This window comes from Pseudomonas sp. GGS8 (assembly GCF_024168645.1).
Lineage (GTDB): Bacteria > Pseudomonadota > Gammaproteobacteria > Pseudomonadales > Pseudomonadaceae > Aquipseudomonas.
Genome location: NZ_JALJWF010000001.1, coordinates 1,105,785 through 1,129,599, shown reverse-complemented (window position 1 = coordinate 1,129,599; position 23,815 = coordinate 1,105,785). Strand labels below are relative to the sequence as shown.

Genomic DNA, 23,815 nt, shown 5'->3' with positions numbered 1-23,815 from the left:
GTCGCATAGGCTCAACGCTGTGCTTCATTTATAGTGATGGCTTCGATTGCAGTCATTGTATGGCTCGCTGTGTCCCGCAGGATTTAATGCGCGGCAAATAAAGGCACGATGGCGTAGGGTTGTAGTCGAACCGATGAACTCAAGTGATTGAAAGGATATCGCCATGCTGGACTGGAAGAACCGCACAGGCAGTGCGCCTGAGCGTGCCGCTGAACCGAAATCGGCCACCCGTAGTTATTTTGGTGGCCTGTTGTTCAGTCGGGCGCTGGCCACTCTGATTTGCCTTTACTTGTTGGTGGCTATCGCGCTGGGCTGGTACTGGAGCCAGGAACCCGCGTTGTTCCCGGTTCAGCAGAATGCCCAGATGGCGGCCGAGAAAGAAGGCAAGCAGATGGTGGTCGGGTACACCACGGTGGAAACCCTCAAGACCGTCGCCGGTACCTTGCTGACTAAACCGGGTGGCTATATTTCCAACGACCGTTTCCCGCCGGGCTTATGGATGGACAACATGCCGAGCTGGGAATATGGCGTGCTGGTCCAGGTCCGCGATCTGAGCCGTGCGCTGCGTAAAGACTTTGCCCGTTCCCAATCGCAGTCCGCTGAAGACGCCGACCTGGCCAAGGCCGAGCCGCGCTTCAACTTCGACAACAAGAGCTGGGTGCTGCCATCCAGTGAGTCCGAGTATCAGGAAGGCATCAATTCCCTGAGCCGTTATCAGGCACGTCTGTCGGGTCCTGACCAGAAAAGCGCGCTGTTCTATGCCCGCGCCGACAACCTGAACAACTGGCTGGGTGATGTGGGGACCCGTCTGGGCTCCCTGTCGCAACGGCTGTCGGCCAGCGTTGGCCGGGTCAAGCTCAACACTGCGCTGAAAACCGAAGTCACGGCGCTCGGTCAGGTGCCGCAGGTTGACGAAGAAGTGGTTGAAACCCCGTGGATGCAGATCGATAACGTGTTCTACGAAGCCCGCGGTCAGGCTTGGGCACTGTCCCATCTGCTGCGCGCCATCGAAGTCGACTTCGCCGATGTGTTGGCGAAGAAAAACGCCACGGTCAGCGTGCGCCAGATCATCCGTGAGCTGGAGGCCTCGCAAGAGCCGGTCTGGAGCCCGATGATCCTCAACGGTAGCGGCTTCGGTGTGCTGGCCAACCACTCGCTGGTCATGGCCAATTACATCTCCCGGGCCAACGCCGCGGTGATCGACTTGCGTCAACTGCTCAATCAGGGCTGAGTCATGGTAGATAGCGCTAAAGAGGCCGCCCACCGCGCGGCCTCCGATGCCGAACAGATCGCCTGGGTCGACGAGCAGGATAACCTGCTCGGCGCTCGGGTCCGCTCCGACCTGCGCGAGCGCGGGCTGATCGGGCGCGGCACCTACATCATGCTGTTCAATTCTGCCGGCGAGTTGTGCGTACATCGGCGCACCCTGAGCAAAGCGATATACCCCGGTTACTGGGACGTGGCGGCCGGCGGCATGGTGTTGGCCACCGAGACCTATGCCGAATCGGCGGCCCGTGAGCTGGAAGAAGAGTTGGGGGTGAGCGGTGTGGAACTGACTGCTCATGATCACTTTTTCTTCGAGGACACCGGCAACCGGCTCTGGTGTTCGGCGTTTTCGGCGGTGTGGGACGGCCCATTGATCCTGCAGCCCGAAGAGGTGCTGGAGGCGCGCTTTATCCCGATTGATCAGGTCCTGCTGGATATCCAGCAAAAGCCGTACTGCCCGGACTCTTTGGCAGCCCTGAAGCGCTATCTTCGCGCCCAAGGGGATGACGTCGCAAAAGAGCTGTAAATTGGCGCCGATTGGCTCTTAGCAAGTCGGCTTTTTGCCGTTACACTGCGCGACCTTTTCAAGCTGAACCGGCAGTGCCCGGCTCAGTAGCGCTGCCCCTGCCTGAGTGGGGCTTCGCGGTCGATAACCTTGCCCAAGGTTGCGATCAGTCTTTGTCCTCCCAAGAGGATTGCCGGTGGCCAAAAAAGCCGCATCCTTCGCCGCCCTAGGTGGCCTGGTATTTTCCACCGACGCAGGTCGTCATTGCCCGGAATGCAGTAAACCGGTGGACGCCTGCATCTGCAAACAAACCGTTATCCCGGCCGGCGACGGCATCGCTCGCGTGCGTCGCGAAAGCAAGGGTCGTGGCGGCAAGACGGTGACGACCATCACCGGCGTGCCGTTGGCCGAAGACGCGCTCAAGGAACTGGCCACCACGTTGAAGAAACGTTGCGGGACCGGTGGGGCGTTGAAAGACGGGATCATCGAAATCCAGGGCGATCATGTCGAGCTACTCTTGGCTGAGCTGATCAAACACGGTTTCAAAGCGAAGAAGTCCGGCGGCTAGCAGCCTCTGTGAAAACCACCCGCGGCTTGATCCAGTCCTGACTTCATTTTGGTCTGGCGTCGTCTCCATGGTTTTCACAGAGCCTGTTCATGACCGGTTTCTAAACTCACTGCGGTCAGCGAGGTCTACCCCCTCGTTGACGAACCGTCATTTTCATTCTTTAGACTGCGCCGGCCTGAACTCAAGGCGACGCTCTATGACTTCTTTATAGGGGACTTCGATGTCCGTAAGACGCACACGCAAAGATGATGGCAGCCAATGGACAGTTGCGGACAGCCGCAGTGTTTACGGGATTCGCCATTGGGGGGCCGGGTATTTCGCGATCAATGACGCCGGTCGCGTCGAAGTTCGTCCGAACGGCCCGACCAGTTCGCCTATCGACCTGTTCGAGCAAGTCGACCAACTGCGCAAAAGCGGTTTGTCCTTGCCGCTGCTGGTGCGTTTCCCAGACATCCTGCAAGACCGCGTGCGTCAGCTGACCGGTGCGTTCGATGCCAACATCGAGCGCCTGGAATACCAGAGCAAGTACACCGCGCTGTACCCGATCAAGGTTAACCAGCAGGAAGCGGTGATCGAAAACATCATCGCCACCCAGAACGTATCGATCGGCCTTGAAGCCGGCTCCAAGCCTGAGCTGCTGGCGGTACTGGCACTGGCGCCGAAGGGCGGCACCATTGTCTGCAACGGTTACAAGGACCGCGAGTTCATCCGTCTGGCGCTGATGGGCCAGAAGCTGGGCCACAACGTGTTCATCGTGATCGAGAAAGAATCCGAAGTCGGTCTGGTGATCGAAGAAGCGGCGTCGCTCAAGGTCAAGCCACAGGTCGGCCTGCGCGTGCGTCTGTCGTCCCTGGCGTCGAGCAAGTGGGCTGACACCGGTGGCGAAAAATCCAAGTTCGGCCTGTCGGCGGCGCAACTGCTGTCGGTGGTCGAGCGTTTCCGTGCTGCTGGCCTGGACCAGGGCATCCGCCTGCTGCACTTCCACATGGGGTCGCAGATCGCCAACCTGGCGGACTACCAGCACGGCTTCAAGGAAGCGATTCGTTACTACGGCGAACTGCGCAATCTTGGCCTGCCGGTCGATCACATCGACGTCGGCGGCGGTTTGGGCGTGGACTACGACGGTACTCACTCGCGTAACGCCAGTTCGATCAACTACGACATGGACGATTACGCCGGTGTCGTGGTCGGGATGCTCAAGGAATTCTGCGACGCGCAGAGCCTGCCGCACCCGAATATCTTCTCTGAAAGCGGCCGCTCCCTGACCGCTCACCACGCGATGCTGGTGGTTCAGGTGACCGACGTCGAGAAACACAACGATGACGTGCCGCAGATCGACAACAAGGAAGAGCTGCCGGAAACCGTGCAATGGCTGGTTGACCTGCTGGGCCCGACCGACATCGAAATGGTCACTGAAACCTACTGGCGCGCCACGCACTACATGAGCGACATCGCAACCCAGTACGCCGATGGCAAATTGACCCTGGCCGAAAAAGCCCTGGCCGAGCAATGCTATTTCGCCGTGTGCCGTCGCCTGCACAACTCGTTGAAGGCCCGTCAGCGTTCGCACCGTCAGGTGCTCGATGAGCTCAACGACAAACTGGCCGACAAGTACATCTGCAACTTCTCGGTATTCCAGAGCCTGCCAGACACCTGGGCCATCGGCCAGGTCCTGCCGATCCTGCCGCTGCACCGTCTCGACGAAGAGCCACTGCGCCGTGCGGTGCTGCAAGACTTGACCTGCGACTCCGATGGCAAGATCAAGCAGTACGTCGACGAGCAAAGCATCGAGACCAGCCTGCCGGTACACGGTTTGAACGAAGGTGAAGACTATCTGCTGGGCATTTTCCTGGTGGGTGCCTACCAGGAAATTCTGGGCGACATGCACAACCTGTTCGGTGACACCGACTCGGTGAACATCTATCAGAATGCCGACGGCAGCGTGTACCACGCCGGTATCGAAACCCACGACACCATCGAAGACATGCTGCGTTACGTGCACTTGTCGCCGGAAGAGCTGATGACCCACTACCGCGACAAGTGCGCCAGTGCCCGCATCAGCGCCAGCGAGCGCACCCAGTTCCTCGATGCCTTGCGTCTGGGCCTGACCCGTTCGTCTTACCTGTCTTCTTGAGGTAAGGCGCCGCGCCCCTCGGGTTGTCTGAAAATTCTCCGTACGTTGCGGAAATTTCAGATGACCTGGTGCGGAGCTTCTCTTTTTTCACGCGAAATGACCCACATTCCTAGCAATCCAAGCGATGTGGTCTTCTTTTCACGTAGGTCATTTCCTAAGTTGTACTTCGGCACTCTACTCGGCCATGTCTCTCAGCGAGAATCCCCGGCCGCCCCTCCTGTAGAGAATCGCCGATGTTCGATTCAGTCAACGAGCCGTCATTTCGTCTGGATATAGCGGGTCTTCCCGACCCCTTTGAGGTCTTGGCCTTTACCGGTAGTGAAGCCATCAGCGAGCCTTTTGCGTTCGACGTGGATCTGCTGAACGATGACCCGACGCTGGACCTTGCAAGCCTGCTGTACCGCTCGGCCTTTTTGCACTTCGGGCCGCAAGGGGAGGGTATTCACGGACAGTTGCTTGGCCTCGTCCAACCCGGCCATGGCGATGAACCCAGGCTTTGTCGTGTACGTCTGGGCCCCAGGCTTGCTTGCCTGGCCCAGCGCTTCAATCAGCGAATTTTCAGCGATCGCTCGGTGCCGGAGATTCTTGCTCAGGTGCTCAAGGAGCATGGGATTGCCGGCAAGGATCGTCGTTTCGACCTGAGCGGCGATTACCCGCTCCGTGATTTCTGCACGCAGTATCGGGAATCGGACCTGCAGTTTCTCCAGCGTCTATGCGCCCAGGAGCGGCTTCATTACTACTTTGAGCACCGCGCGCGCGGGCATTGTCTGGTCTTGGGCGACGGTCTGGGGCAGTTTTACCGTGGCGAAGAGAGGGGTTTCAAGGATGAGAGCGAACGACCGGGAGTGCATCAGTTCACGCTTCATGGCTGCGGGCAGATTGCCGAGGGGCAGACGAACCTGCCAACGCTGCGTAGCGGTCAACTGATGCCGCTGTCCGGCCATCCGTGTGCGGACTGGAATCGTCTCTGGCTATTGACCCATATCGAGCATCAGGGAGGACAGCAGCCAGGTTTTTTGTATCGCAACCAGCTGCGCGTCGTTACGCAGGAGGCGCCGTTCATCGCGACTCAACCGGTCGTGAAACCCAGGATGTACAGCCTGCAACGGGGATGGGTAGTCGACGTCGGTGAGTCTCGCCCCGATCCCTCCCGACCGGTTGCCGTGCAGTTTGACTGGATTTATCAGGGCGAAGGCGCAGCCCCCAGCCACTGTTGGTTGCCGTTGTCTGGCGAGCTGGAAGGTGCAGGTGTCATACCTTTGAGTGAGGGCGCGCAAGTGCTGGTGAGCTTTGTCGAAGGTGATCCCGACCAACCCTTGATCAGCGGATTTCTTCCCGGACCACTGTCCAGCGCAGAGTCAGCCATGACCGACCTGCTATCCGCCTCGACCACTGAAGCCGGCCGCGCAGTTGATGGTTTATTGGGTTTGCTGCAATCCAGCGAACCCTTGGTGCTCCTGTGCCTGTTGCCTGGCGGGGGCAGTTTCAGTCATTGCGCGCAATCCTTATGTACTTGCCGGGCAGCGATGCAGCTTGGCCAGAGCGGTGCGGCATGATTGCCGTTCAGGCGCCCGACTCGACCCCGCAGTGGCTGTTGCTCGATGTACCGGGCGTACCTCAGGCCGGTGCGATGCTGCGGCAACAGTTTGCTCATGCCCGATGGTTCTGGCTGTTCGAAGGCACCGAGTTTCATCCGTTGCGTGAGCGCGGGCCGGTGTTGGTCGACCTTCGCGAATGCCCGACACTCGCCGAGCGGTACTCAAGTGAGCCGCACACCTGGAGCGGGTTGCTGCTGGTCAGTGACGCCTCTTCATCGCAGTTGCTGGAGCATTTGCGCCGCATGCTCACCGTCACCTTCAGCCTGCATCACCGGGCCTTGTTGAGTTACTACAACCCTCAAACGGCGAGTTATTTTTTCGATGCCTGCGATGCCCGGGAGCTGAGTTGCTGGCTCGGTCCGATCAATCAGTTGCGCTGGTTCGGCGGTACCTGGGCCGACCGGGCCATTGGCTGTCAGGGCTGGCAGCAGTTGTTCAATCCGCGGCTTGCCGTCAGGCCGCTGGTCATCGAAGAAAACCTCAGCCCGCGTCAGCGAGACGCCTTGCAAACCTGCCTGCTGGAACAGCACGCCTGGCGCTGGAGCCGGTCCACCGGGACCGATTACAACAGCTTGTGGGCTCACCTGCAGGAAGGGCTGGAACTGGGTTTCAGCGAACGCCCGGTGCTCGATGGCTGGTTATGGCTGCGCTTGCAGCACCCCGACGCCGTGCCGGGGCAGCCATTGCCGGGAATCACCCAGCAGGAGCGCCTCGATAGCCTGCGCAACCTGTGGCAGAACGATCAACCCTGAACGAACGAGTTGAGGGGGCCGCTCGTCATCCTTTTAACCAGCCGTCGTTCTTGCGCAAGTACCAGGCGAATGTGCCAAGGGTCAGGCTGCGCAGCCACATGAACAACAGGAAGGTTATCCACAGCCCATGGTTGCCCAAGCCTTTCATCATCCAGGCGAAGGGCAGCAGCAGGATCACCGTCAACAGCATGCCGTTGCGCATTTCCCGGGCGCGGGTGGCGCCGATGAACAGGCCGTCGAGCACGTAGCTCCAGACGGCAATCAGCGGCAGGGCGGCGAGGTACGGCAGGTAGATGAAGGCGGTATCGCGCACGCTCTGGATGTTGGTCTGCATCTGGATGAACAGGTGCCCGGCGAACAGAAACAGCAAGGCAAACCCCAGGCTTGCCAGCAGCGACCAACCACACGCCACCACCAGTGAACGGCGCAGGGCTTCTCGATCGCGAGCGCCGATGGCATGTCCGCACAGGGCCTCCACGGCGTGGGCCAGACCGTCCAGCGCGTGGGCGGTCAGCAGCAGACCGTTAAGCAGCAACGCATTGGCGGCGACCGTGGCATCACCCAGTCGCGCACCCTGCACGGTGATCAGAAAAAATACAGATTGCAACGCCAGGCTGCGGATGAAGATGTCGCGGTTGACCGCCATTAGCGGGCGCCAGTTCTGCCACAGCGCCAGCGCAGCCCAGGCGATGTGGCCGGGATAAGCGAGCAGGGCTTTGCGGGTCATGAACAGGCCGATCAGCGCGCCGGTCCACTCGGCGATCACCGAGGCCCGCGCCGCGCCGATCACGCCCCACTCCAGGCCGAGCACAAACCACAGGTTGAGGGCGATGTTGACCAGGTTGGTGCTCAGCAGAATTGCCAGCGGAGCCCGGGCATTCTGGGTGCCGAGGAACCAGCCGACCAGCGCATAACTGGCCAGCGCCGCTGGCAGACCGAACAACCGCGTGTGAAAGAACTCTCGGGTCAGTTGATCCAGCTCCGCCGACGGTTGCATGAAGTGCAAGGCAACTCCGCTCAACGGCACGCCCAACGCCCCCAACAGAATGGCCAGGCCCACGGCCAACAACAAACCTTGCAGCAATATCTGCCGCAACGCTGCGCCATCCCCGCGCCCGGCAGCCTGGGCGGCGAACCCGGTGGAGCCCATGCGTAGAAAGCCCATGGCCCAGGCGAGAAAGGTATACAGACTGGCGCCCACCGCGACGGCGCCGAGCTGATGAGCATAGGGCAGGTGACCGATGACGGTACTGTCGACCAGCGCCACCAGCGGTACGGAAATGTTCGAGAGAATCATCGGGGCGGCGAGCGCCCAGACGCGGCGATGGGTCGGACGGTCGCGCCAGTCGGCAATCAGGTTGGACATGCAGGCTCCTTGGGGGCGCCTGCATTGTAGCGACGAACTCGGAATCTGCATCGAACCGTTGTGGGGGCGAGCCCCCTCGCCACATAAGCCCGCTTGTGGTGTTAGTGAATAATCCAGCTCAGCAACCACAACCCCAGCAGCAACCAGATAATCCCCATGATGATCGACGCGTTCATGAAGGCGCGGATTGCCGACCACAGCAGCATCAGCCCGAGGATCAACGTGATGATGCTGATGATCGAGGTTTCCATGCCCAATGCCTGGGCCAGCCCTTCGACAAAATGGCTGCCGGCGTTGCTCAACAGGTTGAACAGACCACTGAGCGTATCGATGATAAAGCGGATGACCGAACCGATTGCCTGGCCGAGCCATTCGAAAAAGCTTTCTACCTGCATGTGTACGTCCTGATGGAGTGGTGGCGTGGTTGCCGGATCCGAGCCTTGGGCCATTGATCGTGCTCCCGGGTTCCCCACAAGCATAGAGGGTTGCACTATTCCTGTGGGAGCGAGCCTGTGTGGCGAGGGGGCTTGCCCCCGTTGGGGCGCGAAGCGCACCTAAAACCAGTCACCGCGATCTCGAAATAGAAAGCGGTGACAGGTTTTACGACTGCTTCGCAGCCGAACGGGGGCAAGCCCCCTCGCCACATAGGCTCGCACCCACAAAGAATCGTTCCCGTCGCTCAGCCACTGCTACTTGCCTTCACCCGCCATCCCCCTGAAGCTATACGCCTTCAGGAGAGCCCGATGAACCTTGTTGAACTGACCGAACGCCTGCACGCCATTCGTGACCGCAATGACTGGCGGCAATTTCACAGCCCGAAAAACCTGGCCATGGCCGCGAGTGTGGAAATGTCCGAGCTGGTGGAAATCTTCCAGTGGCTGAGCGAAGACCAGTCACGCCAGTTGCCGGCGGACAAACTCACCCATGCCGGGCAGGAAATCGGCGACATCGTGCTGTATCTACTGCTGCTGTGCAGCGAGTTGGGGCTGGACATGAATGAAGTGGTACGCAGTAAGCTCGCGGACAGCGAACGGCGGTTCAGCTGATGAGCGACCGTCATTTCGATCAGTTGGCGACGCGCTTTGCCGAAAAAATCTACGGTGGCGCCAAAGGTGCGATCCGGCTCGCGGTGCTGCAGGCCGACCTGGCCGAAACCCTGCCGGATCGCCCGTTGCGCGTACTGGACATCGGCGCCGGCCTGGGCCACATGTCGTTGTGGCTGGCCCAGCGCGGGCATCAGGTGACCCTGGCCGAACCCGCCGAGCCGATGCTTGAAGGCGCTCGCCAGCGTTTCGCTGAAGCCGGGCAGACGGCGACGTTCATTCAGGCGCCATGGCAGGATTTGCTCGGTCAGCTCACCGAACCCTACGACCTGGTGCTGTGCCACGCGGTGCTGGAATGGCTGGCCGAACCCCATGCGATTTTGCCGGTACTGCATCAATTGACGAAGCCGGACGGCTGGTTGTCCCTGGCGTTCTATAACCGCGATGCGCTGATCTACCGCAACCTGCTCAAGGGCCATTTCCGCAAGATGCGCAAGAACGACATGGCCGGCGAGAAGCAGAGCCTGACGCCGCAACAGCCGCTTGATCCACGGGAGCTGGCAGCGCAACTTGAGGGGCTGTGGCGGGTCGAAACCCAGAGTGGAGTGCGGGTTTTTCATGACTACATGCCGGTGGAATTCCAGGCCCGCGCCGAACTGCTCGACTTGCTGGAAATGGAACTGGCTCACCGCCGTCACCCAAGCTTCGCCGGGCTTGGGCGCTACTTGCACTGGATCTGTCGGCCGATCTGACCGGAGTGCGCAATGAATAGTCGTTCAGGTTTACTGGTGATCTGTCTCGGGTTGGCGGCCTGTCAGGGCAGCAACCCTTACATCGCGACGTCCAATCCCTTGCCACCGGCACCGCCCCAGGCCGCCGGCACTTTCGACCGCAGCGCCTACCCGGCGCCGCCGCGGGATTACGGTCGCTACCGCAGCTGGGCCTGGCTCAACGGGCGCCTGCCAGCGGGCACGGCCTGGGCCGACTCGGCACAGGTGGCCGAAGTCGTCAGCAATGCTCTCGATCAACGCGGCTTGCGCCCGTTGCACGACAACCGCCCGGCGGACCTGTTGGTCAGCGCTGACCTGCGGCTGGAAACCCGCTTGCGTCAGGTGCAGGACGGCTCTGGTTACGGTGGCGGCTATGGCGGCGGGTATTACGGCGGTGGTTACAACCGCTACGGCACGGGTTACGGCATGTACAACACAGTGCCGGTCGTCCGTACTTATCAGGTACAGGTTGTGGTGGTGCGGGTCGATCTGTTCGACGCGAGTACCGGTCAACCCGTGTGGAGTGCCAGTGCCGAAACCAGCAGTCAGGGCAACGAGAGCGAACGTGCAGATGCCCTGCGTGTAGCTGTCGAAAAGGCTATGTCGGCGTATCCTCCCAGTTAGCTTCCTGGTCAGGAAGCACCCCGCAGGCGCATGTCTTCTATCGGAGAAAAATCATGTTCCGCCGTCTCGTTTTACTGGCCATGGCCGCGTTGCTCACTGCCTGCGCCGCCAATCAGGTCAATCATGACTTCGATGCCAGTCGCGACTTTGCCGCCTATCGCAGCTGGAGCTGGAAAGAGCCCGCTGTGCAATACCGTCCCGATGACCCCCGGATCAAAAGTGACCTGACCGAGCAGCGCATCCGCCAAGCCGTTGCCGATCAACTGGATCAGCGTGGCTTGCGTCCGGCCGCCGCCGGCGCCAAGGCAGACCTGAAGGTGCAGACCTACCTGATCGTTGAAGATCGCCAGCAACAAGTGACCACCTCCTATGGTGGCGGTTATGGTGGCCCATGGAACGGCTATTGGGGCGGGCCGATGTACAACGAAACCCGCAACGTCAGCTACAAGGTGGCGACCATCCAGATCGACCTGCTCGATGGCAAGGACGGCAAACTGGTGTGGCGCGGCAGCGACGAGCAGACCCTCAGCCGCACACCCAAGCCAGAGGACCGCAGCAATACGATACGCCAGACGGTCGGGCGCATATTGGCCAACTATCCACCGCGCTAAACACTGAACTAACCAACACACCACAGCCCTTGTAGGAGCGGGCCTGTGGCGAGGGGGCTTGCCCCCGTTGGGGCGCGAAGCGCCCCTAAAACCAGCAACCACAATCTTGAACTTAGAAAGTGGTGACTGGTTTTACGACTGCTTCGCAGCCGAACGGGGGCAAGCCCCCTCGCCACACAAGCCCCACAATAAGTCCATGTCCACATTGGGTTTTTGTTGGCTGGGGTGGCGAGTTGCCAGCAATCCGGCAAAGCCTTGTCTACACTGCTGTTCATCAACGAAGGTAGCCCTCGCAAGTGCGCCGGCAAAGGAGTGCGCCATGTCTCCCTGCTTGCAGTTTCGTAGCCCGGCCCGGCAACGGGGAGCGATCGGTTTGATGGCGGTGCTGACCCTCGGCATGGCCCTGGTGTTCCTGCTGATCGTGGTCGACAGTGGCCGCTTGTACCTGGAAAAACGCAGCTTGCAGCGGATAGCCGACATGGCCGCACTGGAGGCTGCCACGCGCAACGGTGATTGCGCCGTGGGTGCCACCGCCACTGCTTATGCCACTGCCAGCGTAAACCGCAACGGCTTCAACCTTCCTGACCCCACACGCAACCTGACGGTAGCCTGTGGCACCTTGAGCCTGGACGCCAACAATCTTCGGGTTTTTGCGGCTAACCCAAGCAGCAGTGAAGCCATTCGGGTGATCGTCAGTCATTCGGTGCTGCAGAGTTTCGCCGGTGGCGTTGGCGCCCTGTTCGGTGGTGCGCCGGTCGGGGCGACCCTCAACCTGACGGCGACCGCCGTCGCGGCGCTGCCGCCACCGCTGGCATCGCTGACCCTGCGCACCACGGCGCTGAGCATCGATAGCAGCAAGTCGGCCACCCTCAATGCGCTGTTCGGCGGTTTGCTCGGCGGCAGTCTGAACGTGTCCGTGGCAGGGTGGGATGGGTTGGTGAACACCAACATCAGCCTGCTGGGTTACCTTGATCGACTGAAGCTCGACCTCGGTCTCAGCGCCGCCGGGTATAATCAGGTATTGGGCGCTTCGGTGGCCGTCAGCCAGTTGATCCAGACCGCTGTCAATGTGCTGGACCCCGGCGGCACTCTCGGTGCGACGGCGACCATTGTCGGTCTGCAAGCACTCAAGGTAGCCGCTGGCTCCACGACTGTAGTGTTGAGCAATCTGCTGCACGTCGAGAGCGGTAGCGACATCTCAACGTTCGCGACGACGGTGAGTGTGTTCAACCTGATCGAAGGCGTCGTGCAACTGGCCAACAAGAAAAACGGTCTGGTAGCAACGGTGCCGATCAATCTGGCGGGGCTGGCGCAAATCACCGCCCGGGTGCAGGTACTGGAGCCGCCGCAACTCTCCGCGATCGGCAATCCGAAAAACGCCGCGCTGGATCCGCTGGGGCCCAATCGGATCTATGTGAGAACCGCACAGCTTCGCACATTGCTGTCGATCGATTTGCCGGCGCTGGACGCCATCGCGGCGCTGGTCAATGCGGCGGCGGATCTGGCAGGACCGCTGACCAACACCCTCAACGCCTTGCTCAATCTCAACCTGGTGGCGCTGCTCAACTCACTGACCTGTGCCATAGGCGTGCCCTGCCAGACGCCCGACATCATCGTGCTACCGGGGCCGATACGGCTCGACGTGGCGCTGGACGTCGCCAGTGCCGATAGTTACGTCACGGCTTACAGCTGCGTCAGCAACACCAACAAAACCCTGACCACCAGCACCAGTACGTCGTTGGCGAACCTGAAAATCGGCCGGATCGATGCGGCCAGCCTGTTCGGCAGCAACACCGCACCGCCGGCGGTCTCGGTGCAGCCGTTGAAGCTGATCGATATCGGCATTAAAACCTGTCGCAGATTGCTGTTCTTGCCCATCACCTGCGATCCGCGTGTACCCGGCGTCGGTGGTGGCCTCGATGTCGTTGCCGACACCAGTGTGGCGGCGAACACCAACATGCCCCATGTCTACTCCGCACCACCGGCCAACAGCCTGCCGAACATCAACCAGCCGCCGTTTTACTACTCATTTTCCACCAGCAGCATTGTCAGCAACTTACTCAACACCCCGGTCAACCTTCATGTGGATATGTATGGCCCGTCGGGCAGTCTCGTCGGCGGTCTGGGGGCGATCCTGAGCAGCGTGACCAGTGTGCTGGTCAGCGCAATCAACGGCGTGCTCAACCCGTTGCTCGACAGCTTGATCAACACCTTGCTGGTCAGTCTGGGGATTGACCTGAACAAGGTCGACGTCGGCGCCAACCTCAGCTGTCACTCGGGGCGCGCGACGCTGGTGATCTGATCGCCCGGGACAATCGGCAACTCAATACAGTACCGCGCGCCCTCGGCCGAGTTTCTTACGCTCAACCGTCCGCCCATGTTCTCGACGATGCCGTAACTCACCGACAACCCGAGCCCGGTGCCGACGCCCACCGGTTTGGTGGTGAAGAACGGTTCGAAAATCCGCTCCAGCAACCGCGGGTCGATGCCGCCGCCGTTGTCCTCGACCCATAGCCGTACCGCGTGTTCATCGCGTTCGGCGTACAACGAAATCCACGGTTTGAACGCCGGGTCGGTTTCGCGTTTGCTGAGCAATGCGTCCCGTGCATTGACCATCAGGTTGATCAGCACCTGTTCCAGCTGATCGACATAACCGCGTACCTGCACATCAAAACCGCTCTCGCTGACCCGCAGCTCGACGCCTTTGCCGCGCAGGCCTTCGGACAGCAGCGCCAGCGTGCCCTCGATGGCCTGAACCGGATTGAACGGCTGTTGCTCGATCTCCGAACGCCGGCCGAACACCCGCATGTGATCCACCACCTTCGCGGCGCGCTGGACTTGTGCGTCGATGCGATTGAGCTTGTCGGTCAGGTAATCGATTTGTGCATCGCCATTGCTCAGACGCTTGAGCACATTGACGATGGCCATGCGCATCACGTTCAGCGGCTGATTGATTTCATGGGCCAGCCCGGTGGCCATTTCGCCGAGGGTGGCCATTTTCGCGCTCTGGGTGAGCTGTTGCTGGGCGCGCCGGACCTCAGTGTTGTCGCGACCCACGGCTTGAATCTCCAGCAAGCGACCCTGATCGTCGAACACACCGCGATCCGACCAGACCCACCAGGCGTGTTCCCGTCCCGGCAGTTGCAGGTTGATTTCCGCGGTGCTGACCGGGAACTCCGGGCTCAGTCGACTGAGGCGCTGGAGGAACGCTTCGCGCTGTTCCGGCGACATCCAGTTTCCCAGATTCACCCCCGGCAACTGCTCGGGCGCACATTCCAGATAGGTTGCCAATGGCCGGTTGCCGAAGGTCAGCGTCAGGTCGGGACGATAGCGGCAGATCATCGCCGGGGAATCTTCCACCAGAATCCGATAGCGCTCTTCACTCTGTTTCACCTGTTCGGCGGCCAGGGTCGCCTCGGTGACATCCAGCCACAGGCCCACGGCTTCCACCGGCAACCCGAGGTCATCGCGCAGCAGTTTGGCTTCGTCGAGCAGCCAGTGGTAATCGCCGTGACTGTCGCGCAGTCGATATCGGGCGCGCACCGAACCCTCGCGCAACAGTTGTCGGGTGCGCTCGAAATAGCCGTCGCGGTCTTCGGGATGGACCCGCTCCACCAGCGCACCGGCGGCGCAATCGTCGAGCGACCAGCCGAGCAATGGCAACAGGCTGTCGCTGAAAAACGTCGGTTGCAACGCACCTTCGACATAGCGCTGCACGTAGATCACCGCCGGTGAGCTGGCGATCAGATTGTCTAGCCGGGCATGGGCGGCAGCGGCGTTCTGCTGCTGGTTTTTGATGTCGCTGATGTCGAGCATGAAGCCCACCAGACGGCGGTTTTTACCGATGCCCAATGCCTGGCCTTGCAGTCGATACCAGATCGGCGTTTGCGCAATGTCGGGGCGATGCAGACGTACGCACAACAGCAACGGCGCGCCTTCGTCCTGCAAGGCTTGCAAGCGAATCGTCAGTTCTTCACGGTCGGCGGGGTGAATCTGTTCGAGCCAGTCGTGCAGCGGCAAACGAGCGCTCGTAAGGTTCAGCGTATTGGCGAGCGACGGCGCCAATTGCACCTCGGCATGGTCACTAAAGACCTCCCACCAACCGGTACCGAGCAAGGCTTGCAGAGACTCCAGCCGCTCCAGTTGCAGATGGTGTTGATGTTCACGCAAGCGCTCCAGCAGCGGCCCGGCCAGGGCGGCGGTAAGTTGCAACCAGTCGCGCTCGCTCAGGTCGGGGGCACGCTCTTGCACCGGGTAAAAACCACACAGCAACCAGGCGACCACGCCCCGGGCGTTGTGATAAGGCACCGCGAAGCCTTCGGCATTGCCGAAAATGCTTTGCAGGCGAGGGTGCTCGCTGGGTGTCAGCTGTTGGGGGACTGAGCCATTCAAACTGTCGAGGCCGGTGCCCAGGCGTTGATTGATGTCCCACAGCCGGGGCGCGTCGAAGGCTGTGTAATGCTGGTGAATCAGCCAGCCCTCGGCCTGTTCGTCGAGCAAGGCCATGGCCATGCACGGGATCTGAAAGCGTAGGGCCAGACCTTGCAGTTGTTCCGCCAGCACCTCGGGCAGGCGCGTCAGGCTGCACAGGCGCAACTGTTCGCTGACCTGCGCGGCGAGCAACTGGCATTGCTCGCGGCTGCGCGCTTGTCGACGTTCGAGCAACAGGTCGCCGATGTCGATCAACTGCAACAACCATTCTTCGCCCAACGGCTGCACCCAGCCGCGCAGGTGCAGCGGTTGCCCGGCGAGGCTGAAAAAGTCCAGGTCCAGGTTTTGTCCTTGCCACTCGGCCGGTGTGCCTTCGACCGACAGGGCGCTATGGGGCATGAGGTAATCGAGCAGGTGCGGTGATTGCGCGTCGGGTATTTGTTGCGCCAGCAGATGCCGCAACGGACCGCTCAGCCGAATCACTCGACCTTCATCATTCAGATGCAGTTGCAAGCCGACACGTTGCACGCTCGCAGGGTCTGGCGTGTGCGGGGTCTGTGGCGGGTGACGATTGAGCAGACGCCCGAAGAGTTTGTCCCCGGAGCTCAAAACTGCAGGCTCGATTGGGCCGTGAGGGTCGGCGGCAGATTGGGCACCGAGCCGATCCCCGGCAGCACCAGGAACGGCAGCACTTGATTCAGTTTACTGGTGGGGTAGTTGATGGTGACCGTCAGCACGCCACCGGTGTAGGTGGCACTGGCGTCGGTGGCCACGTTGAAGTTCAGCGCAGCGGGAATCCAGGCCAGCTGCCGGGTCAGTTCGGTGGTGGCAACGGTCCGTACGGCGCTGTCGTAATTGGCGGTGCTTGGGTCCAGCGCCACACTGCGGCGCACCGCTTCGGCCGTGGATTTATTGAACGATTGCATCAGTAACAGCGGTAGGCTGTAACTGACCAACCCATAAAACACGGCGAAAAAAATCACGAACACCAGAGCGAACTCAATCGCCACGGCACCTTTTTGTTTGCGGGGGAGGCCTGTTTTCATGAGTGCGTCTACCCTGACAATTACTGCGTAGTGTCAGCATAGAATCATTCAGCCAAAACGGACGATTTTTACCCGATGCAGAGCCTTGTCCTACTCATCTGGCTGACGCTTTGCGCGGCACAGGATGCCCGAGAGCGCCACATCGCCAATGGCCTGACCGTTGGCGCAGGTGTGTTGGCGCTGGCTTATCTGTTGTGGACGGGTACCACATGGCTGGGGGCCGAAGCGGTGCAGGGCGGCTGGGCTTTGTTGTTGGCATTGGCCTTCACCTTGCCCGGTTATGCAGTGCGACATTTGGGGGCCGGTGACGTGAAGCTGATGGCGACGCTGGGCCTTGCGACGGACGGTATGCACCTGCTCGGCGGTTTTATGGGGGCCGGGTTGGCCAGTGCGTTCTGGCTGCTGCTGGCGCCAAGACTCTGGCTGCATATGGGGCAGAGGCTTAGGGCGCGTCTTCGTTACCTGCAGCCTGGCATGTCAAAAAAACAGCCCTTTGCACCATTCGTGCTGGTGGGTGTGTTGCTCACACTGGCCTGGATGCATTAGTCGGGGGGGGCACCTGTTCTATGTACATAGTTGGAAAGTGCGTCTACTTTCAAAACAGTTGTTGTACGGCCCGTGGTGTCGGTGCAGGAGCGGCCAAGCCAGACTTGGCATGGAGTGGCACGTGAACAAGCTTACCTCGGCAGTAAAAGTTCTTGTGGTTGATGATGAGCCGTTGATTGTCGAAGAACTTTGCGAGTTCATCGAGCGCAATGGTTATCGCTGTGTGCCTTGTCAGTCTGGCCATCAGGCGATCGAGCGTTTCAGCGAAGACGTGAATATCGGTCTGGTGTTGTGTGATTTGCAGATGCCTGACATGGATGGCATCCAGCTTGTCCAGGCGCTGCAACGGTTGTCCGGCAAGCACCGGGCGTTCGAGGCGATCATGCTCACCGGGCATGCGAACAAGCAGGATGTGATCAAGGCTTTGCGTACCGGGTTCGCCGATTACTATCAGAAGCCGTTTGATCTGGCTGAGTTGCTTGAAGGTTTGCAGCGCCAGGAAGTGGCCTTGCAAGAGCGGCAGAAAAACCTGCAGTTGGGGCATTTGAGTCAGAAGCTGCAGTACCTTTGTGAATCGATCGATGAGCTTTATCAGGATCTGGACAAGGTTCGTCGGGGAGCGTCCCCGGAGCCTGCGTCAGGTTCGGTTGACGGTGCGCGCAGTGAAACGGAGCGGGTGGTGGGGATGCCGGCGGTGTTCAATCAGCTGTCGCCGCGGCAGTTGGAGGTGGCGCAGTTGGTGGGCAAGGGGCAGACCAATTATCAGATTGCCTGTGAGTTGGGGATTACCGAGAACACGGTGAAGCTTTATGTGTCGCAGGTGTTGCGGTTGACGCATATGCATAATCGTACGCAGGTGGCGTTGGCGTTGTCGCCCGGGAATGCTGGGGGACGGCGGGTTTCTGCGCACTGAGTTTCTGTCTCTTGATCTTGGCGGCCTGGTAGCCGACCAGGTTCTTGTTGATCGGGTACATATCCATTTCTGCGGTAACGACCACCTATGGTTTCGCTCTTACAGCGAGTCCCTTTTGGCAAACGCCCCAAAAGGAACCAAAAGGTCTCGCCCTGAACGTACGGCCCCTCGCTAAGGCTCGGCGTTCCTTCGCTCCGGTATCCATCTGGGGGCATCGCCCTACGGTTGGCTTCGCTTCAACCTACATGCGATGCGTTCGACTGCGTCGAACGGCGCTGCGCGCCAATCCCCAGATGAACACCGGAACGAGGCCTCCCGAAGGGGCGGGTGAATCAAGATCAAAAGCTGGCGAGGCGAGCTAACGCTCCGCCTGTAGTTTGGCGGGTGTATGCCGCTCCATTGTGGGAGCGGGCTTGCTCGCGATGGTGGCCTTACAGGCAACGATGTTTATTGGTCGGTAAAAACGTCAGAACCTTCCCACATGTTTTTCAGGTTGTCCGTCGGAAGTGGAATCTCTAGCCTTTGTCCGTCGCTGACAATTCAGCGATCGGGCTTCGCGGTCCGCCGAACTGATGCATAATCGCACCACCTAACAACAGCACTTTCTGGTGTCTGTCGTTTCGTGTCATGGCGACTGTGCGCGGGATACCCTCGGGTATGCCGAGTTCTCGGTTCTCGGTCCGCGAACCCGCGTACAGCTGCCACCTCCAAATTGCGTCGCGGCAATTGGAAGTGGCTCCATTTCATAAACCGAGAGATTTCACTATGTTCAAAGCCACACCGAATCCCCCTGAAACCGACGACGTTTCCCCCTACGAATCCCCCGATTCCAAAAAACTCAACGAAGCCGCCGAACGCGCGCTCGACCACTACCTCAAGCCACCACCCAAACAACCCGAAGGCCGCAAACCAAGCAGGATGTTTCAGGTCGCCCCGGACATGGACAACGAAAGCCTGCTGGCCCATGTCTGCGAATCACTGGCCTCGGCCAGCGTCATGACCAGCGACATCGCCGCCTATGTCGACGCTCCGCAGCGGCATACGCTCCTGGCGATTCAGCAGGTGATCATGCTGGCCGAGCTGGCGGTGAATCGGGTGCTGGATAACGTCGACGTACCAAAACCCGCGCCACACTGCTAACCCCCTTGTAGGAGCGACCTGTGGCGAGGGGGCTTGCCCCCGTTTGAGTGCGTAGCACTCACAAGATCTTTGGACCACCAGAGATTTTGGGGCAGCTTCGCAGCCCAACGGGGGCAAGCCCCCTCGCCACAGGCTCGCTCCTACAGGATCGTCAGTCTTTCAAGAACCAAAAGCCCGCGCCAGAGCGGTGAAGCTCGGTCCGGCCAGCACGATCAGCAATGCCGGGAAGAGGAACAACATCATCACCACGGACATTTTGGCGGACATCTTGGAGATGTATTCCTGCAAGCGAGTCAGGCGTCGGTCATCGAGCAGCAGCTTGAGCGCCAGCAATGATTTCATCGCGCCGCCGCCCTGGTGGATCAACTGTTGAAGGATCACGCAGGTGTCGGTGAATTCGTCCACCGCGAGCAATTGGGTGGCCTTGTTCAGTTCTTCGCCCAGTTCCAGGCCGGAGTCGACCCGCGCCAGTATCAGGCGCAGTTCGTGGGTCAGGGACGGTAGCAGTTGTTTGCCTTCGACGCTCAACACTCGCAGTGATTGTTCCACCGCCATGCCGGATTCGAACAGGATGCGCAGCAGTGGAATGAAGGTCGATATCTCGATCGCCAATTGTTTTTGCCGCTGCTGCGCGGCGGCGGCCAGCAAGCGTTTGGGCAGCAGGTAGCCGAGGGCGGTGGCGAAGGTCGGGGTGATCCAGTGGTTGGTCACCTGCGGGAAGAACAGGCCTTGGATCAACAGGCTCAGGGCCAACGCAAGTACCGGCGTGCCGATCTGGCAGGCTGCGAACAGCGAGCGTTGTCGGGCGCTACGCCAGCCGAGGCGGTTGAGCAGCGTTTGGGTTTCGTTGTCCAGTTGGATCGAACGCTGACCGATGCGGCTGTCGCCCAGCATGTGGAGCCAGTGACTGACGCGAGGGTCGCTTGGCGGTTTGCCGTCCAGCCGTTGGGCCACCTGGCGCGCACGCCGGTGCTGGTCCAGCAGGCCGATGAGCAGCAACAGCGTGGCCGCCAGAAACAGCAGTGCGCTCATCAGCAGGGCTATTTTCATACGCTTCGCAACATGCGCCACAGCGCCAGGCAGCCCACGACCTGTAAACCGAACGCGGTCGCCAGCATCATTTGTCCCGAGCCGCTGTTCCACATGGCCAGCAGGTATTTCGGATTGGACACCAAAAAATAGCCGGCAAGCCCCACTGGCATCAGCCCCAGCACCACGGCCGTGACGCGGGTTTCGCCGGTCATGGCGCGCAGTTGGCGCGCCGCCTGGTCTCGTTCGCGGATCATTTTGATCAGGTTCTCAAACAGCTCACTGGCATTGCCGCCGTAGCGGTGATTGACCTTCAGACCCAGCGCGAACAGGCGAAACTCATCTTTCTCATACAGCTCGGCGAGGTCCGAGACGGCGTCCGGCAGGCTGACGCCCAAGTGCACGTTGCGCTGAACCCGACCCATGGCGTCTTTCAGTGGCGCTTCGGCGGCGTTGATGGCGCCCAGCACTGCATCGGCCAGGGTGCGTCCGGACTTCAGGCTGCGCACGGTGTGATCGAGCAGCGTCGGCAGTTGTTCGATCATGCGCTTGAGCCGGCGCTGATAGCGCCAACTGATGTACAGCCGCAGAGCCAGGGGTGGCGCCAGCAACAACATCAAAAAACCGAACCAGCCCGCAAGGGCAAAGCCCAGCAAAACGCCCAAGGCCCAGAGCAGCAGCCACGACCCGATACGCTCGGTGGGGCGCCCGAGGCCGGCACGTAGAAAGGCCCGCTCCAGGCCCGACCAGGATGATTTCGCCACGGTCAGTTGCGGTTGCCCCTGGGTCAGGCGGCCGAGGGTTCGGTCGATGCCGGCCTGGCGCAGACTGTTGTAGAACAAACGGATCGACACCCCCAACAGCGTCAGGCAAAGCAGGATGAGCAGCGCCGGTTTGAGCATGCCGTGACCCTCAATACGCCAAGGGAGAGAGCGCCGACTCGCGACGCAGTTTGTCGCCGGCGGGGTTGACTGCCTCGCGCAGAAAACCGCGGCCGGTGTGTCGGTCGAAGCGGAACAGGGTGTTGGTCACGTAGACGTCATCACGAATACCGACGACCTCCACCACTTCGCTGACGCAACGGCGGCCATCGGGCAAGCGAGTCAGTTGGATCACCACGTCCAGCGCCGCGCAAATCATTTGCCGCAGGGTGCGTTCGGCAATGAGCCGTCCGGTCAGGCCCACCAGCGTCTCCAGACGCAACAGCGCATCCTGGGCATTGTTGGCGTGCACGGTGCTCATGGAGCCATCGTGCCCGGTGTTCATTGCCGTGAGTACGTCGACCACTTCGACGCCGCGAATCTCGCCGAGGATGATCCGGTCCGGGCGCATCCGCAGCGCGTTGCGAATCAGGTCGCTGGCCTTCACTTCGCCATGGCCTTCGGCATTCGGCGGCCGGGTTTCCAGGCGTACCACGTGAGGATGGCCGAGTTGCAGTTCGGCGACGTCTTCGATGGTGACCAGCCGTTCGTGAGGGGCGATCAATTGGCTGAGAATGTTCAGCAGTGTGGTCTTGCCGGTGCCGGTACCGCCGCTGACCAGGATATTGCAACGCTTGCCCACGGCCTCCTGAATGAACTCGAAGATCGCCTGGTCGATGGTTTGCATCGCCATCAGGTCGGTGCTTTTGAGCATGTCCTTGCGGAATTTTCGAATCGACAGGCACGGGCCGTCGAGGGCAATCGGTGGAATGATCGCGTTGACCCGGCTGCCATCGGGCAGGCGCGCATCGACCATCGGCGAAGACTCGTCGAGCCGTCGGCCCAGGGGCGCGAGAATCCGTTGCATGACCCGCTCGACATGGTGGTCGTCGATGAACCGCAGGTCACTGAGGTGCAACACTCCCTCGCGTTCGACGAACACCCGGTGCGGGCCGTTGACCAATATCTCGGTCACCGCTGAGTCGCGCAGCAGCACTTCCAGCGGACCGAAGCCGGTGAGTTCGTCGACGATTTCTTCCGCCAACCGTTCCATCTCATACCGGGAAATCGCCAGGTGCAGACGGGCGATGTATTCGGCGACTTTGTCGGTGACGAACTGCGACAGCATGGGCTGCGACCCTTCCAGCAGGTTTTTTCCGGACTCTTCGATGGCGTCGATGATGTAGCGGTGCAGCACCAGTTTCAGGCCTTCGTGGTCGGTATTGCCGATCGGCCCGTGCGAGGGGGCGCCGAAGAGTTTTTCCCCGCTCACTGCACGCCCCTCAACCGGTTGAACCAGCCAGCCTTGGGTTTATCCAGGCCTTCGGAGCGCTTGGCCAGCCGTTCACCGAGGGCGCGCAGGCTTTGGGTCAGGCCTTCGCGTGGGGCCAGTTCGAACAGGCTCAGCCCCTGATTCTTGGCGTTGAGCCGTACTTCCGGGCTGTAGGCAAACACCGCGATCACCTCCATGCCGAAGCTTTTGCCCAAGGTGTCGGAGTCCGGCGCGGCGCTGCGCAGGTAGCGGTCCACCAGCAATCTGGCGTGGTCGAGCTTCAGGCCTTTTTCGCGCCAGCGGCTGAGCACTTCAAGGTTGCGTCGGCAGTCGAGTACGTTCTGATCGGTGTACCACAGCAACTTGTCGCAATGGCTGACGAAGGTGCGCAATGCTTCACTGTCCGACTGGCCGGTGAGGTTCACCACGATGTGCTGGAAATGTTGGCGCAAGGCACTGAGCAGCATGTACAGCTCGGCGGCGCTGGTCTGTTCGAGCGGTTCATCGTTGCTGGCGTAGGCGAGGATCCGCAGCCCGGCGTCGCAGGTGGTGAAGGCGCTGTCGATCAGCGTTGCGTCGAGGCGCCTGAGGTGGCGCAAGGCATCGCCGAAATGAAACGAACTCTCCAGTCCCAGCAGCGCCAGGCTGTCGCCACGGGGCAGTCCCAGATCCAGTAACAGCGTTTGCTGGCCGCTCTTTTGCACCACATGCGCCAGGTGGTTGGCGAGCAACGCGCCGTCGGCATTGTTCTGTGCGCCGTAAAGTACGGTCAGGCCACCTTGTGGAATCTGTTGTGTGTTCGGTGCCACGGTCGGCAGGCGTTTACTCAGACGTCGCACCAGGCCGGCGACTTCACTGGACCGCGAGCCGTAAGAGACAAAATCCCGCGCTCCGGCGCGCATGGCATTGAGCACCAGTTGGTTGTCCATGCCATCGCCCAGGGCCACGATCGCCAGCATCGGTTTGGCTTCCAGGGCTCCCTCGATCAACGCGCTCTGGGCCACCACATGCTCATGGTCCAGGCCCACGAACACCAGGCTGGCGAAGGTCACGTCCACCAGCGTCAAGAGCTCGTCGAGGTTGCCGCCACCGGCGCTGATCACTCGGCCCAAAGGGGCGAGCGCCCCTTGCAGCCACTCGAAGTCGGTGTTGTTGCGCGTGATCGCGAGGAAGGTCTGACTCAGGTTCTGGCTCTGGCTCATTGCGATAATCCGCCGTGTTTATCGACGTGGCCGTTTTCGAGGAAGTGCTGCGTGAAACATCTGCGCATGGGCGTCCTC

The 23,815-nt window shown here is 60.8% G+C and carries 22 protein-coding genes; 14 read left to right on the top strand and 8 right to left on the bottom strand.

Annotation, left to right across the window (positions count from 1 at the left end):
• The first annotated feature begins 163 nt into the window (after positions 1-163).
• The 6 genes from J3D54_RS05030 (at position 164) to J3D54_RS05005 (ending at position 6,823) form a co-directional block, all read left to right on the top strand.
• Positions 164-1,231: a DUF2333 family protein gene (locus J3D54_RS05030; RefSeq protein WP_253416943.1), complete on the top strand. Its 1,068-nt coding sequence runs from the start codon at positions 164-166 to the stop codon at positions 1,229-1,231.
• Between the two features lie 3 nt (positions 1,232-1,234).
• Positions 1,235-1,792: an NUDIX hydrolase gene (locus tag J3D54_RS05025; protein ID WP_253416942.1), complete on the top strand. Its 558-nt coding sequence runs from the start codon at positions 1,235-1,237 to the stop codon at positions 1,790-1,792.
• Positions 1,793-1,967: 175 nt separating this feature from the next.
• Positions 1,968-2,339 (top strand): translation initiation factor Sui1, encoded by a 372-nt coding sequence (locus tag J3D54_RS05020; protein ID WP_007914613.1) that lies wholly within the window; start codon positions 1,968-1,970, stop codon positions 2,337-2,339.
• Between the two features lie 220 nt (positions 2,340-2,559).
• Complete coding sequence (gene speA, locus J3D54_RS05015) at positions 2,560-4,473, top strand: arginine decarboxylase (protein ID WP_253416941.1); 1,914 nt, start codon at positions 2,560-2,562, stop codon at positions 4,471-4,473.
• Between the two features lie 233 nt (positions 4,474-4,706).
• On the top strand, positions 4,707-6,029 hold the full coding sequence (locus J3D54_RS05010; RefSeq protein WP_253416940.1) for a contractile injection system protein, VgrG/Pvc8 family: 1,323 nt from the start codon (positions 4,707-4,709) through the stop codon (positions 6,027-6,029).
• Positions 6,026-6,823 carry a DUF4123 domain-containing protein gene (locus tag J3D54_RS05005; RefSeq protein WP_253416939.1) on the top strand — a complete coding sequence of 266 codons (798 nt, stop codon included), beginning with the start codon at positions 6,026-6,028 and terminating at the stop codon, positions 6,821-6,823. Before J3D54_RS05010 ends, J3D54_RS05005 begins: the two co-directional genes overlap by 4 nt.
• A gap of 25 nt (positions 6,824-6,848) precedes the next feature.
• On the opposite strand, the gene J3D54_RS05000 is transcribed toward J3D54_RS05005, so the two are convergent.
• Entirely contained in the window at positions 6,849-8,189 is a 1,341-nt protein-coding gene (locus J3D54_RS05000; protein ID WP_253416938.1) for an MATE family efflux transporter, read from the bottom strand.
• Positions 8,190-8,290: 101 nt separating this feature from the next.
• A complete protein-coding gene (locus tag J3D54_RS04995) occupies positions 8,291-8,584 on the bottom strand; it encodes a hypothetical protein (protein WP_253426498.1) in 294 nt (97 codons plus the stop codon).
• Positions 8,585-8,932: 348 nt separating this feature from the next.
• Between J3D54_RS04995 and J3D54_RS04990 the strand changes: the two genes are divergently transcribed.
• The 5 genes from J3D54_RS04990 to J3D54_RS04970 all read left to right on the top strand — a co-directional run bounded on the left by J3D54_RS04990 (position 8,933) and on the right by J3D54_RS04970 (position 13,539).
• Entirely contained in the window at positions 8,933-9,235 is a 303-nt protein-coding gene (locus J3D54_RS04990) for a MazG-like family protein (protein WP_253416937.1), read from the top strand.
• Entirely contained in the window at positions 9,235-9,984 is a 750-nt protein-coding gene (locus J3D54_RS04985) for a methyltransferase domain-containing protein (RefSeq protein ID WP_253416936.1), read from the top strand. Before J3D54_RS04990 ends, J3D54_RS04985 begins: the two co-directional genes overlap by 1 nt.
• 12 nt (positions 9,985-9,996) lie before the next feature.
• Positions 9,997-10,626, top strand: a complete 630-nt coding sequence (locus J3D54_RS04980) for a DUF4136 domain-containing protein (protein ID WP_253416935.1) — start codon at positions 9,997-9,999, stop codon at positions 10,624-10,626.
• A gap of 53 nt (positions 10,627-10,679) precedes the next feature.
• Positions 10,680-11,237, top strand: coding sequence for a DUF4136 domain-containing protein (locus J3D54_RS04975; RefSeq protein WP_007937238.1), 558 nt, complete (start codon positions 10,680-10,682; stop codon positions 11,235-11,237).
• 319 nt (positions 11,238-11,556) lie between these two features.
• Positions 11,557-13,539, top strand: a complete 1,983-nt coding sequence (locus J3D54_RS04970) for a pilus assembly protein TadG-related protein (protein ID WP_253416934.1) — start codon at positions 11,557-11,559, stop codon at positions 13,537-13,539.
• Here the strand turns inward: J3D54_RS04970 and J3D54_RS04965 are convergent.
• Both J3D54_RS04965 and J3D54_RS04960 read right to left on the bottom strand, forming a co-directional pair.
• Positions 13,509-16,277, bottom strand: coding sequence for an ATP-binding protein (locus J3D54_RS04965; protein WP_253416933.1), 2,769 nt, complete (start codon positions 16,275-16,277; stop codon positions 13,509-13,511). The genes J3D54_RS04970 and J3D54_RS04965 overlap by 31 nt on opposite strands.
• Entirely contained in the window at positions 16,274-16,714 is a 441-nt protein-coding gene (locus tag J3D54_RS04960; protein ID WP_253416932.1) for a TadE/TadG family type IV pilus assembly protein, read from the bottom strand. The genes J3D54_RS04965 and J3D54_RS04960 overlap by 4 nt, the downstream gene beginning before the upstream one ends.
• A 75-nt stretch (positions 16,715-16,789) precedes the next feature.
• Between J3D54_RS04960 and J3D54_RS04955 the strand changes: the two genes are divergently transcribed.
• The 3 genes from J3D54_RS04955 (at position 16,790) to J3D54_RS04945 (ending at position 19,313) form a co-directional block, all read left to right on the top strand.
• A complete protein-coding gene (locus tag J3D54_RS04955; RefSeq protein WP_253416931.1) occupies positions 16,790-17,260 on the top strand; it encodes a prepilin peptidase in 471 nt (156 codons plus the stop codon).
• Positions 17,261-17,381: 121 nt separating this feature from the next.
• On the top strand, positions 17,382-18,173 hold the full coding sequence (locus J3D54_RS04950; protein WP_367399605.1) for a response regulator: 792 nt from the start codon (positions 17,382-17,384) through the stop codon (positions 18,171-18,173).
• Positions 18,174-18,938: 765 nt separating this feature from the next.
• Entirely contained in the window at positions 18,939-19,313 is a 375-nt protein-coding gene (locus J3D54_RS04945) for a DUF6124 family protein (protein ID WP_253416929.1), read from the top strand.
• 159 nt (positions 19,314-19,472) lie between these two features.
• On the opposite strand, the gene J3D54_RS04940 is transcribed toward J3D54_RS04945, so the two are convergent.
• From J3D54_RS04940 to J3D54_RS04925, 4 genes are read right to left on the bottom strand one after another with little or no spacing between them, the layout of a single operon-like run.
• Positions 19,473-20,363, bottom strand: a complete 891-nt coding sequence (locus J3D54_RS04940) for a type II secretion system F family protein (protein WP_253416928.1) — start codon at positions 20,361-20,363, stop codon at positions 19,473-19,475.
• Positions 20,360-21,244, bottom strand: a complete 885-nt coding sequence (locus J3D54_RS04935; protein ID WP_253416927.1) for a type II secretion system F family protein — start codon at positions 21,242-21,244, stop codon at positions 20,360-20,362. The genes J3D54_RS04940 and J3D54_RS04935 overlap by 4 nt, the downstream gene beginning before the upstream one ends.
• 10 nt (positions 21,245-21,254) lie before the next feature.
• On the bottom strand, positions 21,255-22,535 hold the full coding sequence (locus tag J3D54_RS04930) for a CpaF family protein (protein ID WP_253416926.1): 1,281 nt from the start codon (positions 22,533-22,535) through the stop codon (positions 21,255-21,257).
• Positions 22,532-23,737, bottom strand: a complete 1,206-nt coding sequence (locus tag J3D54_RS04925) for a pilus assembly protein (RefSeq protein WP_253416925.1) — start codon at positions 23,735-23,737, stop codon at positions 22,532-22,534. Before J3D54_RS04925 ends, J3D54_RS04930 begins: the two co-directional genes overlap by 4 nt.
• Positions 23,738-23,815: the final 78 nt, after the last annotated feature.

Coding starts and splice junctions, on each gene's coding strand:
- J3D54_RS05030 (WP_253416943.1), top strand. CDS start 164: ATGCTGGACTGGAAGAACCGCACAGGCAGTGCGCCTGAGCGTGCCGCT.
- J3D54_RS05025 (WP_253416942.1), top strand. CDS start 1,235: ATGGTAGATAGCGCTAAAGAGGCCGCCCACCGCGCGGCCTCCGATGCC.
- speA (WP_253416941.1), top strand. CDS start 2,560: ATGTCCGTAAGACGCACACGCAAAGATGATGGCAGCCAATGGACAGTT.
- J3D54_RS05010 (WP_253416940.1), top strand. CDS start 4,707: ATGTTCGATTCAGTCAACGAGCCGTCATTTCGTCTGGATATAGCGGGT.
- J3D54_RS05005 (WP_253416939.1), top strand. CDS start 6,026: ATGATTGCCGTTCAGGCGCCCGACTCGACCCCGCAGTGGCTGTTGCTC.
- J3D54_RS05000 (WP_253416938.1), bottom strand. CDS start 8,189: ATGTCCAACCTGATTGCCGACTGGCGCGACCGTCCGACCCATCGCCGC.
- J3D54_RS04995 (WP_253426498.1), bottom strand. CDS start 8,584: ATGCAGGTAGAAAGCTTTTTCGAATGGCTCGGCCAGGCAATCGGTTCG.
- J3D54_RS04990 (WP_253416937.1), top strand. CDS start 8,933: ATGAACCTTGTTGAACTGACCGAACGCCTGCACGCCATTCGTGACCGC.
- J3D54_RS04985 (WP_253416936.1), top strand. CDS start 9,235: ATGAGCGACCGTCATTTCGATCAGTTGGCGACGCGCTTTGCCGAAAAA.
- J3D54_RS04980 (WP_253416935.1), top strand. CDS start 9,997: ATGAATAGTCGTTCAGGTTTACTGGTGATCTGTCTCGGGTTGGCGGCC.
- J3D54_RS04975 (WP_007937238.1), top strand. CDS start 10,680: ATGTTCCGCCGTCTCGTTTTACTGGCCATGGCCGCGTTGCTCACTGCC.
- J3D54_RS04970 (WP_253416934.1), top strand. CDS start 11,557: ATGTCTCCCTGCTTGCAGTTTCGTAGCCCGGCCCGGCAACGGGGAGCG.
- J3D54_RS04960 (WP_253416932.1), bottom strand. CDS start 16,714: ATGAAAACAGGCCTCCCCCGCAAACAAAAAGGTGCCGTGGCGATTGAG.
- J3D54_RS04955 (WP_253416931.1), top strand. CDS start 16,790: ATGCAGAGCCTTGTCCTACTCATCTGGCTGACGCTTTGCGCGGCACAG.
- J3D54_RS04945 (WP_253416929.1), top strand. CDS start 18,939: ATGTTCAAAGCCACACCGAATCCCCCTGAAACCGACGACGTTTCCCCC.
- J3D54_RS04940 (WP_253416928.1), bottom strand. CDS start 20,363: ATGAAAATAGCCCTGCTGATGAGCGCACTGCTGTTTCTGGCGGCCACG.
- J3D54_RS04935 (WP_253416927.1), bottom strand. CDS start 21,244: ATGCTCAAACCGGCGCTGCTCATCCTGCTTTGCCTGACGCTGTTGGGG.
- J3D54_RS04925 (WP_253416925.1), bottom strand. CDS start 23,737: ATGAGCCAGAGCCAGAACCTGAGTCAGACCTTCCTCGCGATCACGCGC.